This is a genomic window from Lactococcus taiwanensis, assembly GCF_014905395.1.
In the GTDB taxonomy this organism is placed as follows: domain Bacteria; phylum Bacillota; class Bacilli; order Lactobacillales; family Streptococcaceae; genus Lactococcus; species Lactococcus taiwanensis.
This window is the reverse complement of the sequence record NZ_BNDT01000005.1, coordinates 103,173-125,639: the sequence shown is the minus strand read 5'-3', so window position 1 is coordinate 125,639 and position 22,467 is coordinate 103,173. Positions and strand designations below refer to the sequence as shown.

The window sequence follows — 22,467 nt, the reverse complement described above, 5'->3', positions numbered from 1 at the left end:
TTATTATTGATATTGGTCAGCATCAGGAAGATGTTGATCATGGAAATATTTTTCAGACAATTTTTTTAACGTACCATTATCATAGAGTTTTTTCAACTCCGCATTGAGGTCTTTTTGAAGTTGACTTTGACTATTATCTAAGACAAAATAATCATAAGTTTTGAACTCAGGTTTTTGATTGAGATCTGAAGGAATACTATCCACTAAACCACTGATAGCATGTTGATTCACTAAATTTTCAGCGGCAGCTTTTGAGGCAAACAGAAAATCGATTTGTCCACTAGAAACAGCTTCCAAACGATCTGCCAATGGGCGTTGGCTATATTTAACAGTTATTTTTTGTTTAGGATGATTTTTATTCCAAGTTTCAAACATATCTCCATAGTTTGTCCCAGCAGGAATTTCGGTTGTTTTACCAGCAAGTTGGGAAATCTTCGTGATAGGAGCAGATGATTTTGAAAAGATAGCGTCGATTCCTTGGCGGACAGGATAACTAAAAAGGTATTTTTCAGCTCGTGCTTTAGTTTTCCCAAAGTTATTTGCCGCGATCTGTGCGCGTCCACCATCTAAAGCCACCAAGATCGCACTATCATCATATACTTTAAAATTAAAGTTATAATTTTTAAGATCTTTATCAGCTTGCTTGAGGATATCATACTCAAAGCCGGTCATTTTCCCGTTTTCACTATACTCATAAGGGACAGAAGCTGCAGAAGTAGCGACTGTTACTGTGGTAACTTTATCCTCTTTTTTGGTGGAGGAAGCATTGGAAGAGCAGGCACTTAGCAAACCTACACTTAGTAAACCAAGCCCTAGAAATGTCCAAATTTTAATTTTTTTCATGTTGTTTCTCCGACTGTCTTCTAAGAGACTTTAAATTTCAATATAAACTTAATATTAACACAAACTTAAAAAAACCGCCATAAAATTGCTTTATGACGGTGATTATTTTATTAAAGGCTACGATTAGCAAAATATTCAAAGATTTGTCGGTCAAATGCTTCGGTTGTCCAAGTACACTCGGGGTGCCACTGGACAGCAAGGACCCCTTTTTCTTTGTTTTCAATAGCTTCGACGAGACCATCTGTCCCATGAGCAATAGCTTTGAGACCCTCACCGAGATTTTTGACGGCTTGGTGATGGAAAGAGTTTACGAAATATTGTTCTGGCAAAAAGCTGAGACTGCTTTGTTGATCCACAAGAACATGGTGAGTAGGAAATTCTTGGGGTGTTGGACTTTGACGGTGCTTAATTTGACTTGTGGTTTGACTCAAATCTTGATAAAGACTTCCACCAAAATAAACATTTAACACTTGTAAACCTCGACAAACACCCAGAATAGGCTTGTGAAATTTGAGAGCAGCATCAATGATGGCAAATTCGAAAGCATCCCGGATAGGATCAGTGGTTTCAAGTTTAAAATGTGGTTCCTCTCCATAATATTGAGGGCTCACATCTGCACCACCTGTTAGGACGATTTTATCCACTAACTTAAGGTAAACCTCCGCTTTTTCGGGTTGATCTACGGGAAGAATGAGGACGGTATGTCCCAATGTTTGAAAGACATCAATGAAAGATTGACGCGTATAAGTGACCTTATTCCACCAAAAAGGTGTTTTATCAACTGTGTGGTAAGGAGTGCCTACTATTCCAATAATAGCCATTTTATTTTTTCACGCTTTCTACAGGAAGGATGAGTTTTGAACGAGAAAGATCGATTTCATAGGTTACTTCTCGATTATCTCGGATGGTATGTTCGAAGTCTGTACTGTACAAGATGACACGTAACGTATCTGCTTTTTTCAACTGATAAATGGTAGGTTGGAGCTCAAAGTTTACCGTTACCCATTCATTGGCTGGAAAAGAATGGATCTGCTGTGGTGTTTCGTTTTGCAAATTTAAGAAGCCTTTGCTGACGAGTTGGTAAGGACTTTTGATTAACGGCAACTCTAGTAAATCGTCAAGCATAAAGTTACGTCCACGATCTAAGACCTTATAGTCCTTTACACGTGCTTTATCGTCTAAACGCAGTTTCTCACCGTAGTCTAATACCTGCGCAGAGAGTAAACATTTTGTATCATTGAGTTTTAAAGTGACTTCCAGTTCAAGGGAACCATTAATCTCTAAATCAGTTGGAAGTTCAAGATCAATTACTGCAGCATTTGCTTGATTATTAAAGAGTGCTTTTTTAAAGACAGTAAAGTCTTTGCTGTATTTTTGGAAAGTCGCTTCTTCATAATGATTTTCAAATTGCGCAAAAGAGACGGCTGTCTTTCCTAACGGAAGCTGATAACGATCGTTAGCACCAAAGTTCTCACGCTTTTCCCAAACCTGATCTTGACTATTATGTTGCAAAATAACAGGAGGAAGTTCTAGATTTAATGGTTTACCTAAGAGTTTTGCTACAAAATAAGTATTAATCGTCTCCGAAAAATCAATAGATTGCCAAGAATTCATGTAAATATGAGCACCACGATGCAAGAAAGCATGTTTAGTATGTCCCGCTGGTAAAGCCTGCCAAAATTGATAAGCTTGTTCAGGTGTGACATTCCAGTCTTGAAGACCATGGACAATCAAAACATCTGCGCTGACCTTGTTTATATTTGGGAGATAATTTCGATCATGCCAGAACTGATTATAATCACCAGTGCTACGATCGAGCGCTTTGGTCAACTCAGCAAGGCGTTTCTCATATTCTACATTACCTTTGAGGTAATCAGCCCCTTCAAGGTTACGGGAGTAAGTCAGAGCTGCGAGGACATCGAGATCTTCACCGGGAAAACCACCTGGGGAACGGACCAAGCCATTTTCACGATAGTAATTGTACCAAGAAGAAATTCCAGCTTCAGCTAAGATGACTTCAAGTCCTTCAACACCAGTAGTAGCGGCACCGTAAGCCATGGTTCCAAGATAAGATTTACCAGTCATAGCTACTTTACCGTTTGTCCAAGTGGCTTTAATTTCATGGGTCTTCTTTCGTGAAGTAAAGGCACGAGCACGACCATTTAACCAGTCAATCACAGCGGTCATACTATAAATCTGTTGATAATCTCCAGAAGTTTGAAAACCATCCGAGCCTCGAGTCCCGACGCCAGCTACGTAGATAGAAGCAAAACCACGTGCTAAAAGATAGTCATTTAAAGAATAAGTCCATCCATGCGTAAATTGATAAGGAGCATTATCTACATGGGGTCTTTCAGAACTTGAATAAGAGGGAAGCTTAGGGAGTTGATCGACAACTTCAATGGTTTTTACATCTTTTTCAGTAAGCTCCACATTCATGGGATGAAGGGCATCATCGTTGGCTTGGTCATTTGTTCCGAGATGGTAAGGACTAGCTGTCATCACGACGGGGAGCTTTTCCTCGGTGAGAGGGCGGATAATTTGTACTTTGATGAGGTCATACTCACCACGGTTTTCTGTATCCACAGCACTTTCTACCCAGATCGTTTCGCGCTTAAGTTGTGTGGTATCAAAGGTAGCAAGTGATTTATCGTTAAAAAAGTGGTAGCGATTATCAAGAGCGAGCAGCCCTTCGGAAACCCATTGTTCAATGAGAATCATGCCATTTTTACGTCGAGTACACAAGAGGAGGTAAAGGGCTGAAATAAGACTTTCAGTTGTCAGGGTTTCTTCTTGTTGGGGAAGATTTATTTCTTTTGAAAAGGCTTGAGCCTGACCGACTTTGAAGTCAAAATTTGGTATAAAATCAAGAAGTTGCAGTGCAATAGTCCAAAAGATTTCCCAATTCAAAGAATCAGAAGATTTCAAAAAAACCACAACATCTTTGTCAGAAGTCGCCTGAAGTGTAGTAAGATCGCTTGGGCTTTGAATAAGAAAGTCTTTTAGAATCTTTTTCTCACTCCAAAAAACTGACCAACGAAATCCAAGTTGATCTAATTCAGCTAATTTTTCATCAAAAGTTTTTTCGACAATTGAAAAGTGATTAAAACGCATTTTGAAACCTCCGTAAAAAAACATGATAATTATTACAATTATAGCAAATTTTCAGCAAATAAACACGATTAACAAAAGAGGTTTTCCGATGAATATTTGAAGCAGTCTGCATTTTTTGTTATAATAGCTGAGGTTATTATATCAAAAAAAATTTGGAGGACTCCACAAAAATGGATGTTACATGGACAGTGAAATATATCACTGAATTCATCGGAACAGCTTTACTTATTATTATGGGTAATGGTGCTGTTGCGAACGTTGAGCTTAAAGGAACAAAAGCTCATGCACAATCTTGGATGATTATTGGATGGGGCTACGGTCTCGGGGTAATGTTACCAGCAGTTGCGTTTGGTAACGTAACTTCACAAATCAATCCAGCCTTTACTCTTGGACTTGCAGCGTCAGGACTTTTCCCTTGGGCACACGTTGCTCAATATATTATTGCGCAAGTTTTAGGAGCAATGTTTGGTCAATTATTAATTGTTATGGTTTATCGTCCATACTACCTTAAAACAAGTAATCCAAATGCGATCCTCGGAACTTTCTCTACGATTGACAATGTCGATGATAATAGTGAAAAAACTCGGATGGGTGCAACAATCAATGGTTTCTTAAATGAGTTTGTTGGTTCATTTGTCCTTTTCTTTGGAGCTGTTGCCGCAACGAATATCTTCTTCGGTAGCCAAACAGTTAATTGGATGACAAATTTTGCTAAACAACAAGGTGCTGATATCACTTCATCAGACACTATTAACCAAATCTGGACTTCCGTTTCTGGAGCTTCAGCTTCTAAAATGGTAGCTCACTTATTCCTTGGTTTCCTTGTTATGGGACTTGTAGTTGCACTTGGTGGACCTACAGGACCTGGTCTTAATCCAGCGCGTGACTTTGGACCTCGTTTAGTTCATACATTCTTGCCAAAATCAGTACTTGGTGAAGCTAAAGGCTCATCTAAATGGTGGTACGCATGGGTACCTGTTGTTGCCCCAATTCTTGCCTCACTTGCTGCGGTAGCCATTTTCAAAATGCTGTATCTTTAATAAAAAAAGCCATTCAGAGAATGGTTTTTTATTTTATCAATAAAGCCAATAGGAGTCCAAAAAGGTTCCAAGTCAGATGGATACTCATATTAAGATAAAAATTATGATATTTAGCGTAAAAGCTTGTTAAGACGAGACTCATTAAACCATAGGTAAGCCAACTGTAGAGATCGGAAGGACTATGCATGTAAGCAAAAAGAAGCAAGGCACCGATAAAAGCCAAATATTTTTGGTTTTTAAAGATAATCTCAAAGAAACCTACACGATAGACCAACTCTTCTAAGAATGCTGCCCCTAAGGTCTGTGCTGCAAAGACTGCGATTGGAATCATAGTTTGCAATTGATTGAGCGCTTCTTGGTTATTGGTAGTGGGTGCCTGCTTTGTGACTTGAGCAAAAATACCCGTCAAGATCGAAACCAGAAAGATAAAGCCAAAGCCCGCCAGTGTTTTTGGAAGGGAGAAATACTTCCAGCTGACAGAAGGGATAATCTCATTTTTGCGCGCAATATAATAAGAGCTACCAAGCGTGAGTAAGAATAAAATAAAAAAGAGAACTGTTTTTCCGGTAGAGAAGGGCTGACTCCTTGCGAGTAGTGTGCTTGTGAGTGTCGGGACATTGGAGAGGATAAAAAGAACAAGCCAAATCCATTTATGATAAGCAAACAATAACCCTACAAAACTTAAAATAACTGCTAATAAAAGAAAAGGAAGTTTTAAAGAGACACTTGCAAGAGCCGCACAAAGCGTTGCGAGAAGAAGGATTGCCAACCAACGATAATTAAACCATTGCTGTATTTTTTCTTTTTTCATGTTCATATTATCGCACGGATAACAGCAGTGTGTCAATAGTAATTAAAAAGATGTACCTATAAAAAGGTGACGCTTGCAATTTTTTCTCATTTAATGACTTTATTTTTTGAAAAGGCTATCATTTGTGATATAATGAACTTGCCTATGATTTCGACTTTCAAATTTACTTTGAGGTCGTGGTGTAATAACCAGAAAACCCCTACTTTAGCGTGGGGATTTTTTAATAAAGGAAGAAAGCTCTGGATTTATAATCTCTTCCTGCTCTTTTTAAAGGAACGTACGATTAAATCATTGATAATTTCTTTGAAATTTGCGAAAATAAGAGTATATACATGTTATGCAAATATTTGGAGGCTAAAATGAGCGAGATTATAAAAAACATCACTGCATTTCAACCTGTTTATCGTGTGCTTGACCGGGAAGATAATCTAAACTTTTTTCGCGATGTACTAGGATTGAAAGTGTTGATGGAAGAAGCTGCAATGGTGTGGCTAGGTGGGCATGAGGCTAAGGAAGGACGTTTTCAACTTGAAGAATCTCCAGGACTTCGTGCTGTGAAAGGACCCAAAAAACATCAACGCACCATCCTTAGAGCAGATGCAAATGAAGTAGAACAGCTTATCATCCGTAACCTGGACAAAATTTCTAAGGTTTACAAAGGGAAGTCTGGCTATACATTTGAAGCAGTTTCTCCTGAAAATGATGTCTTTTGGGTGACTTCAGAAGCGCTGACAGATCTGTCAGCACTGACAGAAGTTCAAACTGAGCAAGTTGAACTCAATAAAGTTGCTCATTTCAAAGGCTTATCTGATTTTGAACTGCTTGAAGTCGATTTAAATGTTACTGACCAAGCTGTCATTAAATTTTACGAAAAAGCCTTTGGAACAAGTGCTCATGAGGGGCGTTTAGAGCTTCCTTTGTTGACATTAACCTTTACAGTAACAGAAGGTGAAGATTTGATAGCGCCAGCAGATGAGGTGCTAGATCTTGAATTCATCGTCGTTATGCTTGATAAAAGCTATGATTTGAAAAAATTTGCTAATCAATTTACTGATTATAATGGCACCTATCTTGACGCCAGTGCGAAAACTTTTTCTATAGAAGTGCCTGACCATGTTGAACTTTGGTTTGTTAAATAAATAGTGTGTGATAGAAAAAATCCTGTTCAATTTTTGACAGGATTTTTCGCTCAAAAGTTCTGTTGATCGATGAAAAAACAGAAGATTTTAGAGGATTAAAATGAGAAACCAACAAGAAATTACAACGATCATTGACGACTACATCCAACGTGGTCTTTTTCCGGGCGTCGAGTATGCCATAATAGAGGGCGCTAAAGTAAGCCACTTCATTGAAGGGAATGCTTCAATCCAACCGACGAAAGTGCCCCTGACTCCCGGTAAAAAATGGGATTTAGCCTCTGTCACTAAAGTGGTTGGTACCGGTACCGCTATCATTGACCTCGTTTTTGCTGGCAAGTTGGAATTGGATAGGCCGTTACAAAAATATTATCCAGAATTTACTGACAGCACGGTCAGTATTCGTCAGCTGCTGACACATACGTCAGGGATCAATCCTTACATTCCTCATCGCAACGAATTGACAAAAGAGGAGCTGATAAGCGCCATCAATCATATTGAGGTGACTCCCGATAAGCAGTTTAATTATACAGATATTAATTTTATCTTACTAGGTTTTTTGCTAGAAAAGCTGTACGGAAAAAATCTTGCTGATATATTTAAAGAGCAAATTTTTGAACAGAGAAAAATGTTGAACACTTCGTTTGGCCCAGTAACCAATGCCGTCCCTACCAGTTTAGCTACTCCAAAGGGCACAGTGCACGATCCGAAGGCGCGCATCCTAGGTGAAGACTGTGGTGCTGCTGGTTTGTTTTCTACATTAGATGATTTGGTTGCCTTCGCCCAAATGTATTTTGAAGAAAAAAAATATCTTAAGCTCTTGAAAAATTATGCTTTTGGTGAGAAAAGTAGGAGTTTAGCGTGGGATTTGCCAACTTCTGATCATGATTGGCTTCTTCACACGGGCTATACAGGGACTTTTTTATTAATTAATCCCCGTAAGAAAAAAGCAGTTATTTTTCTTTCGAATCGTGTTCATCTGAAAGATGAAAGATTAGAGTGGATAAAAGCGCGTGATATCCTGATTCACTTCTTAATTACACAACTAACCGATGATTAAAATCGGTTTTTTTATTTTAGAAAAGTCAGCTCCTTTTCTCGTCCAAAATACAATTTAAATTACCTAACCATTCTCATCGTTATTGCTTGAGTTGGTAGGAATTTTTATGATAAGATAAACATAAATAAAAAATTAGAAAAGGATAATAATTATTGATAATAAAAAATTTAGAACCTAAAGATTATGATAAAGTGATTGAGTACGCAATAGAAGGTATGAATTTTAGGCAGTATTTTGATCATGAACTTGCGCTTCGCTTATATGGCAGATATTTTTTATATTTAGAATTAAATAAAGTGACAGATGCTTATGCAGCATATGGGGAGAATGGAGAATTTTTAGGAACTTTACTTTTTGATTCGAAACAAGGAGAAAAAAGCTATAAAAAACTGTGGCAGGTGTTTTACGTTACCCTTTTTAAATTCATACTCAAGTTCTTTTTTGGAAAAAGTGCGGGGCAATATGATCAAATTAATAAGAAAATGTTGGCTTCGTATCTTAAGAAGAACCATCTAGATGGTGAGATTCTCTTATTTGCAGTAGATCCCCAAAGCAAAGGAAATGGTGTAGGAACAGCGCTTCTCCATTACTTAGAACAAGAGCAGGCGGGTAAACAAATTTATCTCTTCACGGACAGTGGTTGCACCTATCAGTTTTATGACCGACGTGATTTTAAGCGTGTAGAAGAAGAAAAAATTCTATTAGAGCATGCAAATACTAAACAAGAGTTACGTTGTATGCTTTACAGCAGAACGCTCTAAAATCTCTTTATAAAAAAGAAGCCTATTAGGCTTCTTTTTTGTAAAGAGATGTAGGTGAATTTTCATCGAATGGTGCAGTTCCATACCTTTCGGGACTTTTCCAAGTACCAGAGCCCAGCCCTAAAATTGTTTTTACAGCTGGAACAAAGGTGGTTACTACAGTGACAGCATTCATCACCCAATAGACAAGCATGTAGAGAGGCGCAAATAAAAGGTACTTCAATTTTTTCCCATGATCATCTGCAATCAAGGCAGCTAGAAGTTGGAAAAGCCCAGCGATGATTTCAAAACAGCCCATACTAAAGGCTAGTACAATCAAAGAATGGACACCTCCAACGCTTCCCGTGATGAGATATTTAATGAAATAAAGGATGAAAAGAAATGAAGAAACTGCAAAAAAGAAGGACCAAATGATACTGACACTTTGGTCAATAAACATGAAAGTACGGCCAATATTGCTAAAAGGGTGAATGAGAACTTTCTTCCAATTGGTAAGCCAAACTTCCGTCCCACCTTTTGCCCAACGCTTGCGCTGATGATAGAGCATGTTGAGATTTTCGGGTACTTCCATAAAAAACATTATTTTGGGAGCAAAGACGGCCAGCCATCCGTTGATTTGTTGATCCCAGGCAACACTGATGTCTTCGGTAGCACGATCTTGTCGAAAGAGCCCTACATCGATTAATGCGTCTTTACGATACATGGTGTTAGCACCACTATAGGCATAGATCCCACCAAAAACTCCGATTTGAGTTCTTTTTATTATTCCAACAATGCTGGAGAATTCAACAGTTTGCGATTTTGCAATTAGTTTAGAACGATTTTGGACATCCATATTAGCAGTAACCGCACCAATATTTGTAGCCCCTTCACGAATAAAATAGTTCACATAAAGATTCAAAGCATTGGGCTCAGGAATTGTATCAGCATCGTTACTTAATATTAATTCGCCCTTAGCAAAACCAAGCCCAATATTAAAGGCATGAGCTTTTCCTTTATTTTTTTCAATTCGGATGACACGGAGATTAGGATATTTTTTTTGCAAAAGTTGTAGAATCTGCGGGGTATGATCTGTTGAGCCGTCGTCCATGACCAATACTTCATAGTTAACATAGTTCAGTTTAGTCAATAAGTACTCTACCGTATGAGCAATGACTATCTCTTCATTGTGAGCAGGAACCATAATAGTGATGAAAGGTTCAGCTTCAACAGGGATTGTGTCCCAATCTTTTTGTTTATGTTTAAACAAGAAGGTGTAGCAAAATGCTCCAATAAACCACGAAAAACCGCCGATGATGGGGTAGGTGGCGAGCAGGGTGATAAACGCTTCAAATAAAAAGACAAAAAGACTGTGAAAAGAGGTAACGACTGGCATCATAATTTTGCACCTCCATCATCATATAAGTTTTTGATGAAAGAGGTATCAAAGTTTTGTTCCTCTGAAACAGAGTAGTAGCGGACGTTCAACCGAAAATCTTCAGACCCAAAACGTTCGCTATATACTTGGTTCATCAGAGAACGTCGTTTATTGAGTTGGGCTTCATTATGCGTGTTTTTGTAACGTAAGGTACGATTAAAACGATGATTATTAAAGAGGGTTAGTGTGATATAGATAATGACAATAGTCAAAAAGGTAAAAGCTAAAAAAATAAAAAGTAAACGAATGGACGAAATTTCGCCACCATTCATCAGATGATATCGCTTGGTAAGATGCCGCGGCAAAAGAAAGGGAGAAGAAGTCCAAATAAGAGGTACAAGGATTCCTACCCATCCAATGAGCGCCACCAAACTTTGTATTATTTTTGTTTTGCGATGGCCTTTTTCAAAGAAGCGGTCTTCAACTAAAATTTTAGCGACTTCTCGGCGTTTTGTGTTTTGTTTCATTGCGTATTTCCTTAGTAATAGTCAATCAAGATAAAAGACCAGTATTTTAAATAGAAATAAAAGTAACGTTTGGAAAATGTTGCATAAAACCAAATTTAAAATCATGTGTGAGCATTATCTGAAGTTCTAAAAAGATACTCAGGATTAGCGTTCTCTAACTATTTCAACGAATTATAACATTATTGAAATTCACTCCAAATTGATTTGACTTAGAATAAAAAACAAAATATGCACTTTGTAAGTACGTAAAATGATAAAGTTCCACAATTTAAGAATTGGAAGGGCCTAGCTATTTTGGAAGTTATGGAATATCTATAAAGTGATTTTTTAAAGGGAAAAAACGAGATTAATTTTGGAGAAAGATGACTCCTCCAAATCCGTTCAAGAAATTGGACAGGTTATTATTTGGAGATTAGAGTGAAAGCATGTAGTGAGGGGAAGCGAAAGCTGTTCCCCTCTTTTAGATGAAGAAAAGAATAATCGTGTAGTCATTTTAATACGTATAACGGTTGAAGTCCCTTAGGATTTAATATATTTTTAGAGTACATAAAGAAAAGAGGGATGAGGAGGCGAGTAAGAACTTATTGATGAAGTGAGAAGATTTTAAAAGGAAGGAGAAAGAGGTCTCTATTAAATCTAAAGAATAGAGACTTGAGCAACTATTTAGATAGACCCAATAAAAATTATGGGGACAAACAAAGAAAGGATTTGTAAGAAGTACAAATTAATGGTGGAATGATGAAACATTTAAGACGAGTATTGAAAGTGTTTGCGCTGATGGCATTAGTCCTCACCTTTATTGTGACATATTTTGCCGCTAATAATTTTCCTGTCAAGCAGGTTAAGGCAGAATCCCCTGTAGCAGTGCAAAAGGCAGAAACACCGTTGAGAGATAAAGAAACAAATACTGCGAATATCGTTGAAAAGGATGCCTGGTGGACGGATCCAGCGGCTTATAAAGCCAATTTAATGTTGAAAGTGAATGGTTCAAGCCTATCTGGGCCGATGGATGTGATTTTCGTCTTAGATCGGTCAGGGAGTATGGATATGACCTATACCGATAACGCGAACAGTGAGGGTTATCCGCTTTACTCAAGTCCTTGCCTGAATCAAGAACATTTTTACCTAGAACCGCTTGGACAGACTAAAGAACCAGTTGAAAATGCTGATGTGACGAAAGTATATAATAATGGCGATAATACCTTAACAGTTTATAATCCCGATGTGAAGCAGTGGGAACAAGTGGGTACCACGCCTGTCCATCTCTTTGAACAATTTACACCCGATACTGCCAAATATATCCCTTATCATTTTAAAAAAGAGGGAGATACTTTTGTACGCATTAGCCACTGGGACGCTACTGCACAGGTAGGAAATAAAGCAACGCCAGGAGTTTGGGTACATGGTGAAGAAGACGAGGGGTGTTACGATCGCTGGATGCTTTCTAAAAAAGCTATTACGACAGTGAGTACAAAACTTTTCAAGGAACACCCCGAAAATAGAGTAGCGCTTGTACCTTTTTCTATAAGAGATTCAAGTATGGTAGAACATCTGAACTATAACTCGGCTCGAATGAATAACTTTAGAGATAATCTGGTTTCTAAAAATGGTGAAAAAGGTCATTTTGATACGACTACAGGCACAGGAATTGATGCGGGCGGCGCGATTACAGGCACTTACAATTCCATAGTGGGGTGGAAAAATAATATTGTGGATAATGAAGCAGCGCTTGAGGATATGCTCCCCCGGTTGTTTACAACACCACAGACCGATTATCAATATGGTTTAAGTATGGCTTATAATCTTCTTCAGGAACGCTCTGATGAAGCAAAATCAAGTAAAGGGGCCATGGTTGTCTTCTTATCCGATGGAGTACCGCAAAGTGCCTCTACCATGCGACTTGGTTGGGGTGGAGGCGGATCTATTGTATCGTTTGCTCAGGCAGATGCAAGAATTTTGTCAATGTCTGATGCGATTACAAATAATCAGCCGGTTGCTATCGAAGGAGCTTTAACAGGGCCTTACCAGCGACATGATGTTAATCCCACCTATCTTACACCTCTTGAAGGAGGGACGTACGAAGCTTCTGGTATGGGAGCTGAAATGATTACAGTAGATTATATGGCTAATAGTGCTATTTTAAAATCTATGACCAATGATCCTCAAAATTATTTTGAAGTTCCAGCCGATAATATCGGAGCAGGAGAAGAATATCTGAGTAATCTTCTTCTTAATTCGACCCTTTTTCCTGGTGGACGATACTCAGAGCTGAGAGACAAAGTAAGTCAATACTACTATGTTCCAGAAGATGCGACGCTTCCTGAAGGAGTCACGGTAGAAGGAAACTACGAAACAAAAGGTGAAGAACAGACGATTGTCTGGGACTTGGGGGATCTTTATGACTATGCTCCTGACGACTATCCAGAGATTAATATCCCCTTAGTCTTAAAAGAAGAGTATCGACAAGTTGCACAAGATACTTATTATCCTACAAATGCAGATACGAGTGAGAAAGGAACAGATATCTATGATGTAGAACGGGGGATTGATGATGAGGACACCGGAGCAAAGTTGTATTATACCGATCCTACACAGCAAAAACGTTATGATACTATTGGAACGCCGAAGTTGGCAGTGCATCCTACTGTTAAACGGTCTGTTAATTATCAACTCATAGCTACCAAAGCACTTGAAGGACGCTCTTTGAAAGCTAATGAGTTTCAGTTTGAGTTGTTAGATGCGTCGGGGAAGGTTATTCAGACCGCTACAAATGATGAATCAGGCCAGATTGTTTTCAATGAGCAAAGCTACACAGCAACTGGAAAATATCAGTATACAATACGGGAAAAAAATGGAGCTGATCAGAATATAGAATATGATCCTTCAACTTACCCAGTTGTTGTTGAAGTTAAAGAAGAATCAGGCCAGTTAATAGCATCAGCCACAGGAGAAGATAAAGCGCGCTTTGAGAACAAGTATCATCCCCAAGTCGCGAAATTAAGGTTAGAAGCAACTAAAGAATTAGTAGGTAAAAAACTGTCAGATGATGCCTTTACTTTTGAACTATTAGATGCCTCTGGAAAAGTTATTCAGACGACAAAAAATAAGCAATCTGGAGCGGTGTTGTTTGAGGAAATCGTCTACAACCAAGTAGGAGCTTACGACTATATTATTCGTGAGCAAAAAGGAGAGGATCCTCAGATTACTTATGATCCTTCAAATTATAAGGTGCATGTAAAAGTTGAAGATCACGATGGTCAGCTTGTAGCAGTAGCAGCTTATGACAAAAAACCACACTTTAAAAATCAGTATCAACCACTAAAGGCTGCAGAAGCATCTGCAACAAAAACAAAGAATGCTACAACTCCTTCAAAGAGTGCTCCGACCAAACTTTCATCAAGCAAAGCTACGTCGAAAGTTACCTTGCCTCAGACGGGTGACAGCATGACAATATGGATTATTCTCATGGGTCTGGGGATTCTTCTTGGAGTTTATCTGATCTATGCAGTAATAAAGGCCCTACGTACGAAATGATAGGGAACTAAAAGTAAGAAATTACACCGAATACTTCTCCTTTCTTCAAAGCTTTACAGAATAGAGCTGTTCTGTAAGGCTTTTTAATTTGTATTTTTAAAATATAATACAAGAGCTTAAATAAAAAAGTTTTACTTTATTAGAGGAGGAAAAACATGTGAAGAAACAAGCAAAAATGAGGAATTTATGGTATAATATACGCAAATTTTGGGAACGATATCGAGGGAAATAATTAACTATGAGTAGAATGATGCCAGCGCGCGTAAGGAGTGAAGGAATTGCCTTATACAACCAAGGGTTCTTGGAAGATCCAGTGGAAGTAGATTTCAAACTTTCAGTAGAAATTGATGGGGAACAGGTAGTTTATGACTTAGATGGTGCGCAGGATAATTGTACTTGTACAATTTTTCAGCAAAATCATCGCTATTGTAAACATATTGCAGCCGTAGAAGAATATTTAAAGAATAAAGGTCCAGAAGTTTCAGAGCCACATAAAAACGAATCAGGAAGCATTGAGCGACCACTTTATACCGAGAATGTGGCTTTTTTGAATGCCATAAATGGTGAAACGTCTCTTAATTTTAATGCTGATCAATATTCAATTGAAGTACTGGTTGAGGATAATAGTCAGCTCTATGACCATTTTTCAATGGATTACTTTTTATATTTTGATCTCCGTTTGAAGAGTGAAAAATTAGGGCGTTCTTATGTCATTAAAGATATTCCCTATTTTTTGCGCGCTTTAAAAAATTATAGTCAGTACTCGTTGGGATCATTGCACTATATTGATTTATTTTTCGAACATTTTGATGAAGCAAGTCAAGATTTTTTAAGCTTCCTTTTAAAAATTGATGGAAAATCAGATGAAGCTTTAACGCGCTCACTCTATATTAAAAATGGTCGTTACCTCAATATCCCTTTTTTATTTTTGGAAGAGGCAATGGATTTAGTTTCTGCTCTGGCGCATCATCAGCTCAAAATTGCGGGAAGTCCAGTTAATTATTATACGTTCATTCCTTTAGATAATGAATCTGAGCTTTATCGGTTTGTGGTAGAAAGCCAACAAGATTATATTGAGTTAAAAATGCTTCACGAAGATTATCATAATTTTTATGACTATGCTTTGTTGTATGCTGATCATATTTTTTATAAAGTTACCCAAGAGCAACGCCGTTTACTTCTAGTTTTAAGTAAACAATTTGCTCAGGAAGCATCCATTAAATTTTCATATAGTGATAAAGATAAGTTAGCCCAAGCCTTACAACAGTTAGCTGGACTAGGTCAGGTAATTGCGCCAGAACATTTTGTAGTTAAACCTTTTGATGCAACCTTTTCTTTTGAAATGGTAAACCAAGATACTTTGAGTCTGGGGATTCGCTTTGATTATGGAAATTTCTTCATTGATAGCTTCCATGACTTGGAAACTTTGGAATTTTCTCGGGATTTGCGCAAAGAGCAAAAGATATTTGCGCTGATGGAGCGTTTTGGTTTTCCAAAATCTTTTAATTCTACACTGACCATACCGTCAGCAAAAGAAGTTTCCACTTATGATCAAATGCGAGCACTTACGGAGACATTTTTTATAAAAATCCTTCCTGCTTTTCGTAAGGTGGGTACTGTTAGGCTATCTGAAAATCTTGAAGAACTGAAAATGGACGAAGTACCGGATATTCACATTGATAACATTGGTGGGCTTTTAGATATTTCCTTTGATTTACCTCAAGTTGGAGAGAATGAATTTGCAGAAGTAATAGCGAAACTCCAAGAAGATGCCGAATTTTACATCAGTGAAAGTGGGAAATTTTATCATTTTGACGAAAAATTTGATCACTTGAAATCAGCACTTCATGAACTAGATGATCAATTTACCCTTAAAGGCAACCGACTTCAAGTCAATGTAAATAGAAGTTTTCAAGTCTCAAAAATATTTGAAAACATCAAGGGTACGTCTTTTTCAGAAAAATTCAAATCCCTTTATCAACATTTGACACACCCAGAAACTTTCCCTTATGAAAAACCTGAGCATGTTAAAGCTGATTTGAGATCGTATCAGGAAACAGGGGTACGTTGGATGAGTATGCTGAGTCATTATGATTTGGGAGGGATTTTAGCGGACGATATGGGACTGGGTAAAACGGTCCAAGCCATTACCTTTTTATTGTCAAACTTAAAAGATGGCGAACGAGCTTTAGTTACGGCACCAGCTAGCTTAACTTATAACTGGGCCAGTGAATTTGAAAAGTTCACTGATGAAGATAATTTTGTTGTTGTTGATGGTACCAAAACGGAGCGCATGGAGCAACTTGAGAGTGATCGCCAAATCTTTATTACGAGTTATGGAAGTTTTCTGAAGGACTTTGAGGCTTATCAAAGTAAAAAATTGAACTATCTTTTGCTTGATGAAGCGCAGGTGGTTAAAAATTATAGCAGCAAAACCAACAAGGCATTAAGCGCACTCAATGTAGAACATACTTTTGCTTTATCGGGAACACCATTGGAAAATCGGATTGAAGAGATTTGGGCGATATTCCAAGTAGTAATGCCTGGTTTCTTACCTAAACGTGAAAAATTTAATAAAATGGCACCGTCCTCAATCTCACGTTTAATCCAGCCCTTTATCATGCGGCGTAAGAAAGAAGAGGTACTCCAAGAATTACCAGAAAAGATGGAAATCACCTTATATAATCAATTAGCGGAAGATCAAAAAGTCATCTATCTCGCCCAGCTTGAGCTGATGCAACAGCAGGTCATGGAAATGGATAGCGCAGCTCTATCTCGCTCACGGATAGAAATTTTGGCGGGAATTACACGGTTAAGACAGATTTGTAACACGCCAGCCCTCTTTATGGAAAACTATACAGGCTCATCTGGAAAATTAGAACGATTGCGTGAACTTCTAGCTCAAATCAAAGATTCTGGACATCGACCACTAATCTTTTCACAGTTTACAAAAGTTTTTCCTTATATTGAGGAATTGATGGAAGAGCAAGGGATGGCAAGTTACAGACTGACAGGCTCAACACCAATCAAAGACAGATTGTCTATGGTACAGGCGTTTAATGCTGGAAGTCGAGATGCTTTCTTAGTTTCACTTAAAGCTGGCGGGGTAGGGTTGAACCTAACCAGCGCGGATGTAGTTATTTTGGTTGACTTATGGTGGAATCCTGCGGTAGAAGAGCAAGCTATTGCGCGTGCACACCGGATGGGACAAAAGAACACGGTTGAAGTGATTCGAATGATTACTCAAGGGACGATTGAAGAAAAAATCATGGAGATACAAGAGCGCAAGAAAGATTTAATTGCAAATGTCCTTGAAGGAGATGCGGTCGACAAAGTGCTCAGTGAGTCAGAAATTCGGGAAATTCTCGGAGTTTGACTTTAAAAAACGGCGAAATTAAGCTATAATGATAATGGAATCATATTATTTTGGCCTAACACTTACTGGAATAAGAATTGAGCTAAAATGAGGAATGAGGTTCTCTTGCTATTGATAAGAAGTGATATGAAGCTCTACTGACAGCATCGTCAGTGCTTTCTGCTTGTTTTAGTCAGAGAATGACGATTCAAAAAATTTGAAATAGAATAATCATAAATGAAATAAATAAACTAAAAAAGTAGGGCAAAAAATGGTAGAAAGAAGAGTTACATTTCCAATCATCGGGGATGATGAAAGTCTCCAAAAAGATACTCGTGTGATTTTTACGAACCAGCAGTTGCTGACGAGAAATCCGAGCCTTCAAGATGAAGCTTCGATTGGTGGGACGAAAAGTCCAGCAAAACCAGAAACAAAGCGTTCTGAAAATTTCAAACCGTATAAGGCAAAAACGAGTTTTAGCACGCAACATCGTCCTTTGAGTTCGAATCACAGTGGGGTCAGCTCTTACGATAAAATGCCGAAAAAAACGAGCGTAGATGAATCAAAAGAACGAGCAAAACGAGCTGCAGCAACACTTCCAAAACCTCCTAAGCAATATGTATCGCCCTTGGAGCGTGATAAAGAAGATTTGTCAGTACGTCGCTCAACCTCAGCTATTTTAAATAAGCGTCCTTCTGTAAATGATAATCCAATTCAGGACATGAAAAAACGGGGCATGAACGTTTCAGATGCTGTAGCAAAAGATTCCTCAGCTATGAAAAAAGCTACGCCACATGGCGCAACAACGGAGGCCCAAAAAGGGAGTTATTTCGAAAATAAACGGAAGAATATTTTTGACCGAGGAATTGTTTAGACTATAGAATACTGTTAAAACCCACTAAGAGGGGCTTAACTTTAGAACTGATGGTTCTGTCAGCAAATGTTGGCAGAATCATTTTGAGCAAAATACACTTTAACTGTAAGAAAAGAAGGGAAATTTCTATCATTGATTGAGTCGTTAAAAGAGAATGTTGACTTTTTTAACGGGGCTCTGATAAGTTGAGCGAAGGTTTTACTTATCTGCTGACAGCTCGGTCAGAAGCTGATGGAATATTTTAACATGGAAAAAACATATCATTTTACCGGAATCAAAGGCTCTGGCATGAGCGCACTTGCATTAATGTTGCATCAAATGGGCAAAAAAGTTCAAGGATCAGATTCAACAGATTATTTCTTCACGCAACGTGGACTTGAACAAGCAGGTGTTCCTCTTTTACCTTTTGATGAGAAGAACATTAAACCTGAATTTGAACTCATTGCTGGAAATGCTTTTCGTGACGACAATAACGTTGAAATAGCATTTGCGCATAAAAATGGTTTTCCTTTCAAACGTTACCACGAATTCTTGGGCCATTTCATGGAAGATTTCACAAGCATTGGGGTAGCTGGGGCTCACGGTAAAACGTCAACAACGGGTATGTTAGCACATGTGATGGCGAATATTGTCGATACTTCCTACTTGATTGGGGACGGAACAGGACGCGGGAACGCTCAAAGTAAATATTTTGTCTTTGAATCTGATGAGTATGAGCGCCACTTTATGCCTTATCATCCTGAGTACACCATCATGACAAATATTGACTTTGACCATCCGGACTATTTTGAAGGAATTGAAGATGTCACGGCTGCTTTTCAGGATTATGCTAATAATATAAAAAACGGTATTTTTGCTTATGGTGAAGATAGTAACTTACGTAAGTTGACTGCAAAAGCACCAATTTTCTATTATGGTTTTGAAGCAAATGATGATTATCGCGCAGAAAACCTTATCCGCAGTACACGTGGCTCTTCCTTTGATGCCTTTTTCCGTGGCGAAAAAGTAGGACACTTTGTCGTGCCGGCTTATGGTAAACATAACGTTTTAAATGCTTTGTCCGTTGTTGCAGTTTGTCATAATTTGGGCTTAGATATGACGGAGGTGGCAGATCATCTTTTGACTTTCCGCGGAGTGAAGCGTCGTTTCACAGAAAAGAAAGTGGGCGAAACAGTAATCATTGATGATTTTGCTCACCATCCTACAGAAATCGAAGCAACTCTGGATGCTGCTCGTCAAAAATATCCAGACCGTGAAATTGTTGCAGTATTCCAACCCCATACTTTCACAAGAACAATTGCCTTTGCTGACGAATTTGCTAGCGTTTTAGACCATGCTGATACGGTTTATTTAGCACAGATTTATGGTTCTGCTCGAGAAGTAGATCATCATGAAATCACTGCGCAAGACTTGGCAGATAAAGTTCGTAAACCAGCTAAAGTGATTGAACTTGAAAATGTTTCTCCTTTGTTGGACCACGAACGTGCAGTTTATGTCTTTATGGGTGCGGGAAATATTCAAAAGTACGAACTGGCTTTTGAAAAATTACTTAGCCAAATTTCTACAAATCTACAATAAAATAAAAAACACACTGCATATGGCTCAGTGTGTTTTTTATTACTGACCGGTCTGTCAGTAAGATGAGCAAGTAAAAATCCAAGCCACATAAGGTGACTTGGACTAAAGGGGTTTATGAAGAAATTATTTAGGGAGTAAAAACATTATAAATGTAATCGCTTAACTGATCCTTAACGGACGATAATTTTAACCCATTAAAATATATTTTATTTCTGCTGTGAGTACAGTAGCATCTTTTTCAGAAGCACAAATAACTAAAAGCGTATCTGCTCCAGCGATTGTACCTAGAATATCAGTACGACTATCACGCTCATCATCAAGAGCATTGGCTAGCAAATCTGCTTCGCCGAGCTTAGTGCGAATAACCACTAACGCTCCTACAGAGGTTGCCGAAATGACAAAGTTGTAAAAATACAGGTGGAGATCTGAATTTATTTTATCATTTCCAGAGGTCAGAAACGAGTAGAAACTTTCGCCTTTATCTCGTTTCTTAATAATATTTAATTTTCTAATATCACGGGAGAGGGTGGCCTGTGTAACTGATACACCACGTTCTACCAATAAATTTTGTAACTCTTCTTGGGTAGAAATACGGTTATTAGTCACGATATCCTTAATAATTTCTAATCTTTCGTCTCTTTTCATAGCATAATTATACCATATAATATCAAATATATTGACAAAATTAGTATTTTTTCTGTATAATTGGTGAATGGATGAAAAACAATTAGTAAGCCAAGCACTGTCCGCTGCTCTTGATGGTGCCCTTGGAGTTGACCAAATCGCAGCTATTATCGAAAAACCTAAATCATCAGATTTAGGTGATTTAGCATTCCCCGCTTTTCAATTAGCTAAAACCCTCCGAAAAGCCCCTCAAGCCATTGCTGCTGAACTCGCTGAAAAGATAGATGCTAGTGGGTTCGAGAAAGTTGTAGCTGTTGGACCTTATGTCAATTTTTTCCTTGATAAAAATGCAACCGCCTCTGGTGTGATTCATGAAATTTTGACCGCTGGAGAACACTATGGTGACGAAAATATAGGTGCAGGCGGCAATGTGCCCATTGATATGTCAGCGCCAAATATCGCTAAACCTTTCTCAATTGGACATTTGCGTTCAACGGTTATCGGGGACTCCATCGCCAAAATCTATGAAAAATTAGGATATCAACCGATCAAAATCAATCACTTGGGTGACTGGGGCAAACAATTCGGTTTGTTGATTACTGCCTATAAAAAATATGGGGATGAAGCAACAATCACAGCCAATCCTATTGACGAATTGCTGAAACTTTATGTTCAAATCAATGCTGAGGCTAAAGAAGATCCAGCAGTTGATGAGGAAGGCCGTGAATGGTTCCTTAAAATGGAGCAAGGCGATGAAGAAGCGCTTCGCATTTGGAAATGGTTTTCTGATGTCTCATTAATTGAATTCAATCGAATTTACGGGAAATTGGGTGTAACATTTGACCACTTTATGGGCGAAAGTTTCTATAGTGATAAAATGGATGCCATTGTTGAAGATTTAGAAAATAAAAATCTTCTCCATGAATCAAAAGGTGCTTTGATTGTTGATCTTGAAAAATACAATCTTAATCCTGCCTTGATTAAGAAAACAGATGGTGCTACCCTCTACATCACGCGTGATTTAGCGACCGCTGTTTATCGGAAAAATACTTTTAATTTTGTAAAATCACTCTATGTAGTAGGTGGAGAACAAACGAACCACTTCAAACAATTGAAAGCAGTCTTGAAAGAAGCGGGCTATGACTGGTCTGATGATATGGTCCATGTTCCTTTTGGCATGGTCACACAGGGCGGTAAAAAATTCTCTACACGTAAAGGACATGTGGTTAAGCTAGAAATGGCGCTTGACGAAGCAGTCGAACGTGCTGAAAAACAAATTGATGAAAAAAATCCAAACCTAGCGAATAAAGAAGAAGTAGCAAAACAAGTTGGTGTTGGTGCGGTGAAATTTTATGACCTGAAGACCGACCGTAACAATGGTTATGATTTTGATTTGGACGAGATGGTTTCTTTTGAAGGTGAAACGGGACCTTATGTGCAATATGCTCATGCACGGATTCAATCCATTTTGCGTAAAGCTAACCGTCCAGTTAATCTTGATAACCTTGAGCTTAAGATTTCAGATGCTGAGGCTTGGGAAATCGTGAAATATCTGAAAGACTTCCCAATGATCGTTAAACGTGCTGCTGATAACTATGAACCTTCTGTTATCGCTAAGTATGCCATTTCATTGGCGCAAGCATTTAACAAATATTATGCTCATGTACGTGTCTTGGAAGATAACGCAGAATTAGACTCACGCCTTGCGCTCATTAGTGCAACAGCAACAGTGTTGAAAGAAGCGCTACGGTTACTTGGTGTGGCTGCCCCTGAAAATATGTAAAATTAAATGAATATCTTGTTGATGAAAATATTAATTTTTATCAGCAGGGTATTTTTTTTACATTTCATTT

At 38.2% G+C, this 22,467-nt stretch carries 15 protein-coding genes and 1 pseudogene; 9 read left to right on the top strand and 7 right to left on the bottom strand.

The window, feature by feature from the left end:
- Nucleotides 1-3: 3 nt before the first annotated feature.
- The 3 genes from JKP71_RS07330 to JKP71_RS07320 all read right to left on the bottom strand — a co-directional run bounded on the left by JKP71_RS07330 (nucleotide 4) and on the right by JKP71_RS07320 (nucleotide 3,957).
- Nucleotides 4-843, bottom strand: coding sequence for a transporter substrate-binding domain-containing protein (locus JKP71_RS07330; protein WP_200407556.1), 840 nt, complete (start codon nucleotides 841-843; stop codon nucleotides 4-6).
- A 110-nt stretch (nucleotides 844-953) separates the two neighbouring features.
- Complete coding sequence (locus tag JKP71_RS07325; protein WP_200407555.1) at nucleotides 954-1,664, bottom strand: gamma-glutamyl-gamma-aminobutyrate hydrolase family protein; 711 nt, start codon at nucleotides 1,662-1,664, stop codon at nucleotides 954-956.
- Between the two features lies 1 nt (nucleotide 1,665).
- Entirely contained in the window at nucleotides 1,666-3,957 is a 2,292-nt protein-coding gene (locus JKP71_RS07320) for a Xaa-Pro dipeptidyl-peptidase (RefSeq protein ID WP_200407554.1), read from the bottom strand.
- A gap of 170 nt (nucleotides 3,958-4,127) precedes the next feature.
- Here JKP71_RS07320 and gla point away from each other — a divergent pair, with 170 nt between their 5' ends.
- Nucleotides 4,128-4,997, top strand: a complete 870-nt coding sequence (gene gla, locus JKP71_RS07315; RefSeq protein WP_075525644.1) for an aquaglyceroporin Gla — start codon at nucleotides 4,128-4,130, stop codon at nucleotides 4,995-4,997.
- Nucleotides 4,998-5,025: 28 nt separating this feature from the next.
- On the opposite strand, the gene JKP71_RS07310 is transcribed toward gla, so the two are convergent.
- On the bottom strand, nucleotides 5,026-5,808 hold the full coding sequence (locus JKP71_RS07310; protein WP_075525645.1) for a CPBP family intramembrane glutamic endopeptidase: 783 nt from the start codon (nucleotides 5,806-5,808) through the stop codon (nucleotides 5,026-5,028).
- A 359-nt stretch (nucleotides 5,809-6,167) separates the two neighbouring features.
- On the opposite strand from JKP71_RS07310, the gene JKP71_RS07305 reads away from it, so the two are divergent.
- The 3 genes from JKP71_RS07305 to JKP71_RS07295 all read left to right on the top strand — a co-directional run bounded on the left by JKP71_RS07305 (nucleotide 6,168) and on the right by JKP71_RS07295 (nucleotide 8,765).
- Nucleotides 6,168-6,947, top strand: coding sequence for a CppA N-terminal domain-containing protein (locus JKP71_RS07305; protein ID WP_200407553.1), 780 nt, complete (start codon nucleotides 6,168-6,170; stop codon nucleotides 6,945-6,947).
- A gap of 100 nt (nucleotides 6,948-7,047) precedes the next feature.
- Nucleotides 7,048-8,004: a serine hydrolase domain-containing protein gene (locus JKP71_RS07300; protein ID WP_200407552.1), complete on the top strand. Its 957-nt coding sequence runs from the start codon at nucleotides 7,048-7,050 to the stop codon at nucleotides 8,002-8,004.
- A gap of 152 nt (nucleotides 8,005-8,156) precedes the next feature.
- Nucleotides 8,157-8,765, top strand: coding sequence for a GNAT family N-acetyltransferase (locus tag JKP71_RS07295; protein WP_200407551.1), 609 nt, complete (start codon nucleotides 8,157-8,159; stop codon nucleotides 8,763-8,765).
- A gap of 25 nt (nucleotides 8,766-8,790) precedes the next feature.
- Here JKP71_RS07295 and JKP71_RS07290 read toward each other — a convergent pair.
- A pseudogene (locus JKP71_RS07290) lies at nucleotides 8,791-10,077 on the bottom strand (glycosyltransferase family 2 protein); the annotation flags it as partial.
- Between the two features lie 62 nt (nucleotides 10,078-10,139).
- Complete coding sequence (locus JKP71_RS07285) at nucleotides 10,140-10,649, bottom strand: cell division protein (RefSeq protein WP_200407550.1); 510 nt, start codon at nucleotides 10,647-10,649, stop codon at nucleotides 10,140-10,142.
- Nucleotides 10,650-11,387: 738 nt separating this feature from the next.
- Here JKP71_RS07285 and JKP71_RS07280 point away from each other — a divergent pair.
- From JKP71_RS07280 to murC, 4 genes are all read left to right on the top strand, one after another.
- Nucleotides 11,388-14,183: a Spy0128 family protein gene (locus tag JKP71_RS07280; protein ID WP_200407549.1), complete on the top strand. Its 2,796-nt coding sequence runs from the start codon at nucleotides 11,388-11,390 to the stop codon at nucleotides 14,181-14,183.
- A gap of 238 nt (nucleotides 14,184-14,421) precedes the next feature.
- The gene (locus tag JKP71_RS07275) at nucleotides 14,422-17,559 is read left to right on the top strand and encodes a DEAD/DEAH box helicase (RefSeq protein ID WP_200407548.1); all 3,138 of its coding nucleotides are present in this window, start codon (nucleotides 14,422-14,424) and stop codon (nucleotides 17,557-17,559) included.
- A 250-nt stretch (nucleotides 17,560-17,809) separates the two neighbouring features.
- Complete coding sequence (locus tag JKP71_RS07270; protein WP_200407547.1) at nucleotides 17,810-18,412, top strand: hypothetical protein; 603 nt, start codon at nucleotides 17,810-17,812, stop codon at nucleotides 18,410-18,412.
- A gap of 246 nt (nucleotides 18,413-18,658) precedes the next feature.
- Entirely contained in the window at nucleotides 18,659-19,990 is a 1,332-nt protein-coding gene (gene murC / locus JKP71_RS07265) for a UDP-N-acetylmuramate--L-alanine ligase (protein WP_200407546.1), read from the top strand.
- Between the two features lie 186 nt (nucleotides 19,991-20,176).
- On the opposite strand, the gene argR is transcribed toward murC, so the two are convergent.
- Nucleotides 20,177-20,635: an arginine repressor gene (gene argR, locus JKP71_RS07260; protein WP_075525940.1), complete on the bottom strand. Its 459-nt coding sequence runs from the start codon at nucleotides 20,633-20,635 to the stop codon at nucleotides 20,177-20,179.
- A 67-nt stretch (nucleotides 20,636-20,702) separates the two neighbouring features.
- Here argR and argS point away from each other — a divergent pair, with 67 nt between their 5' ends.
- Entirely contained in the window at nucleotides 20,703-22,397 is a 1,695-nt protein-coding gene (gene argS / locus JKP71_RS07255; protein WP_075525939.1) for an arginine--tRNA ligase, read from the top strand.
- Nucleotides 22,398-22,467: the final 70 nt, after the last annotated feature.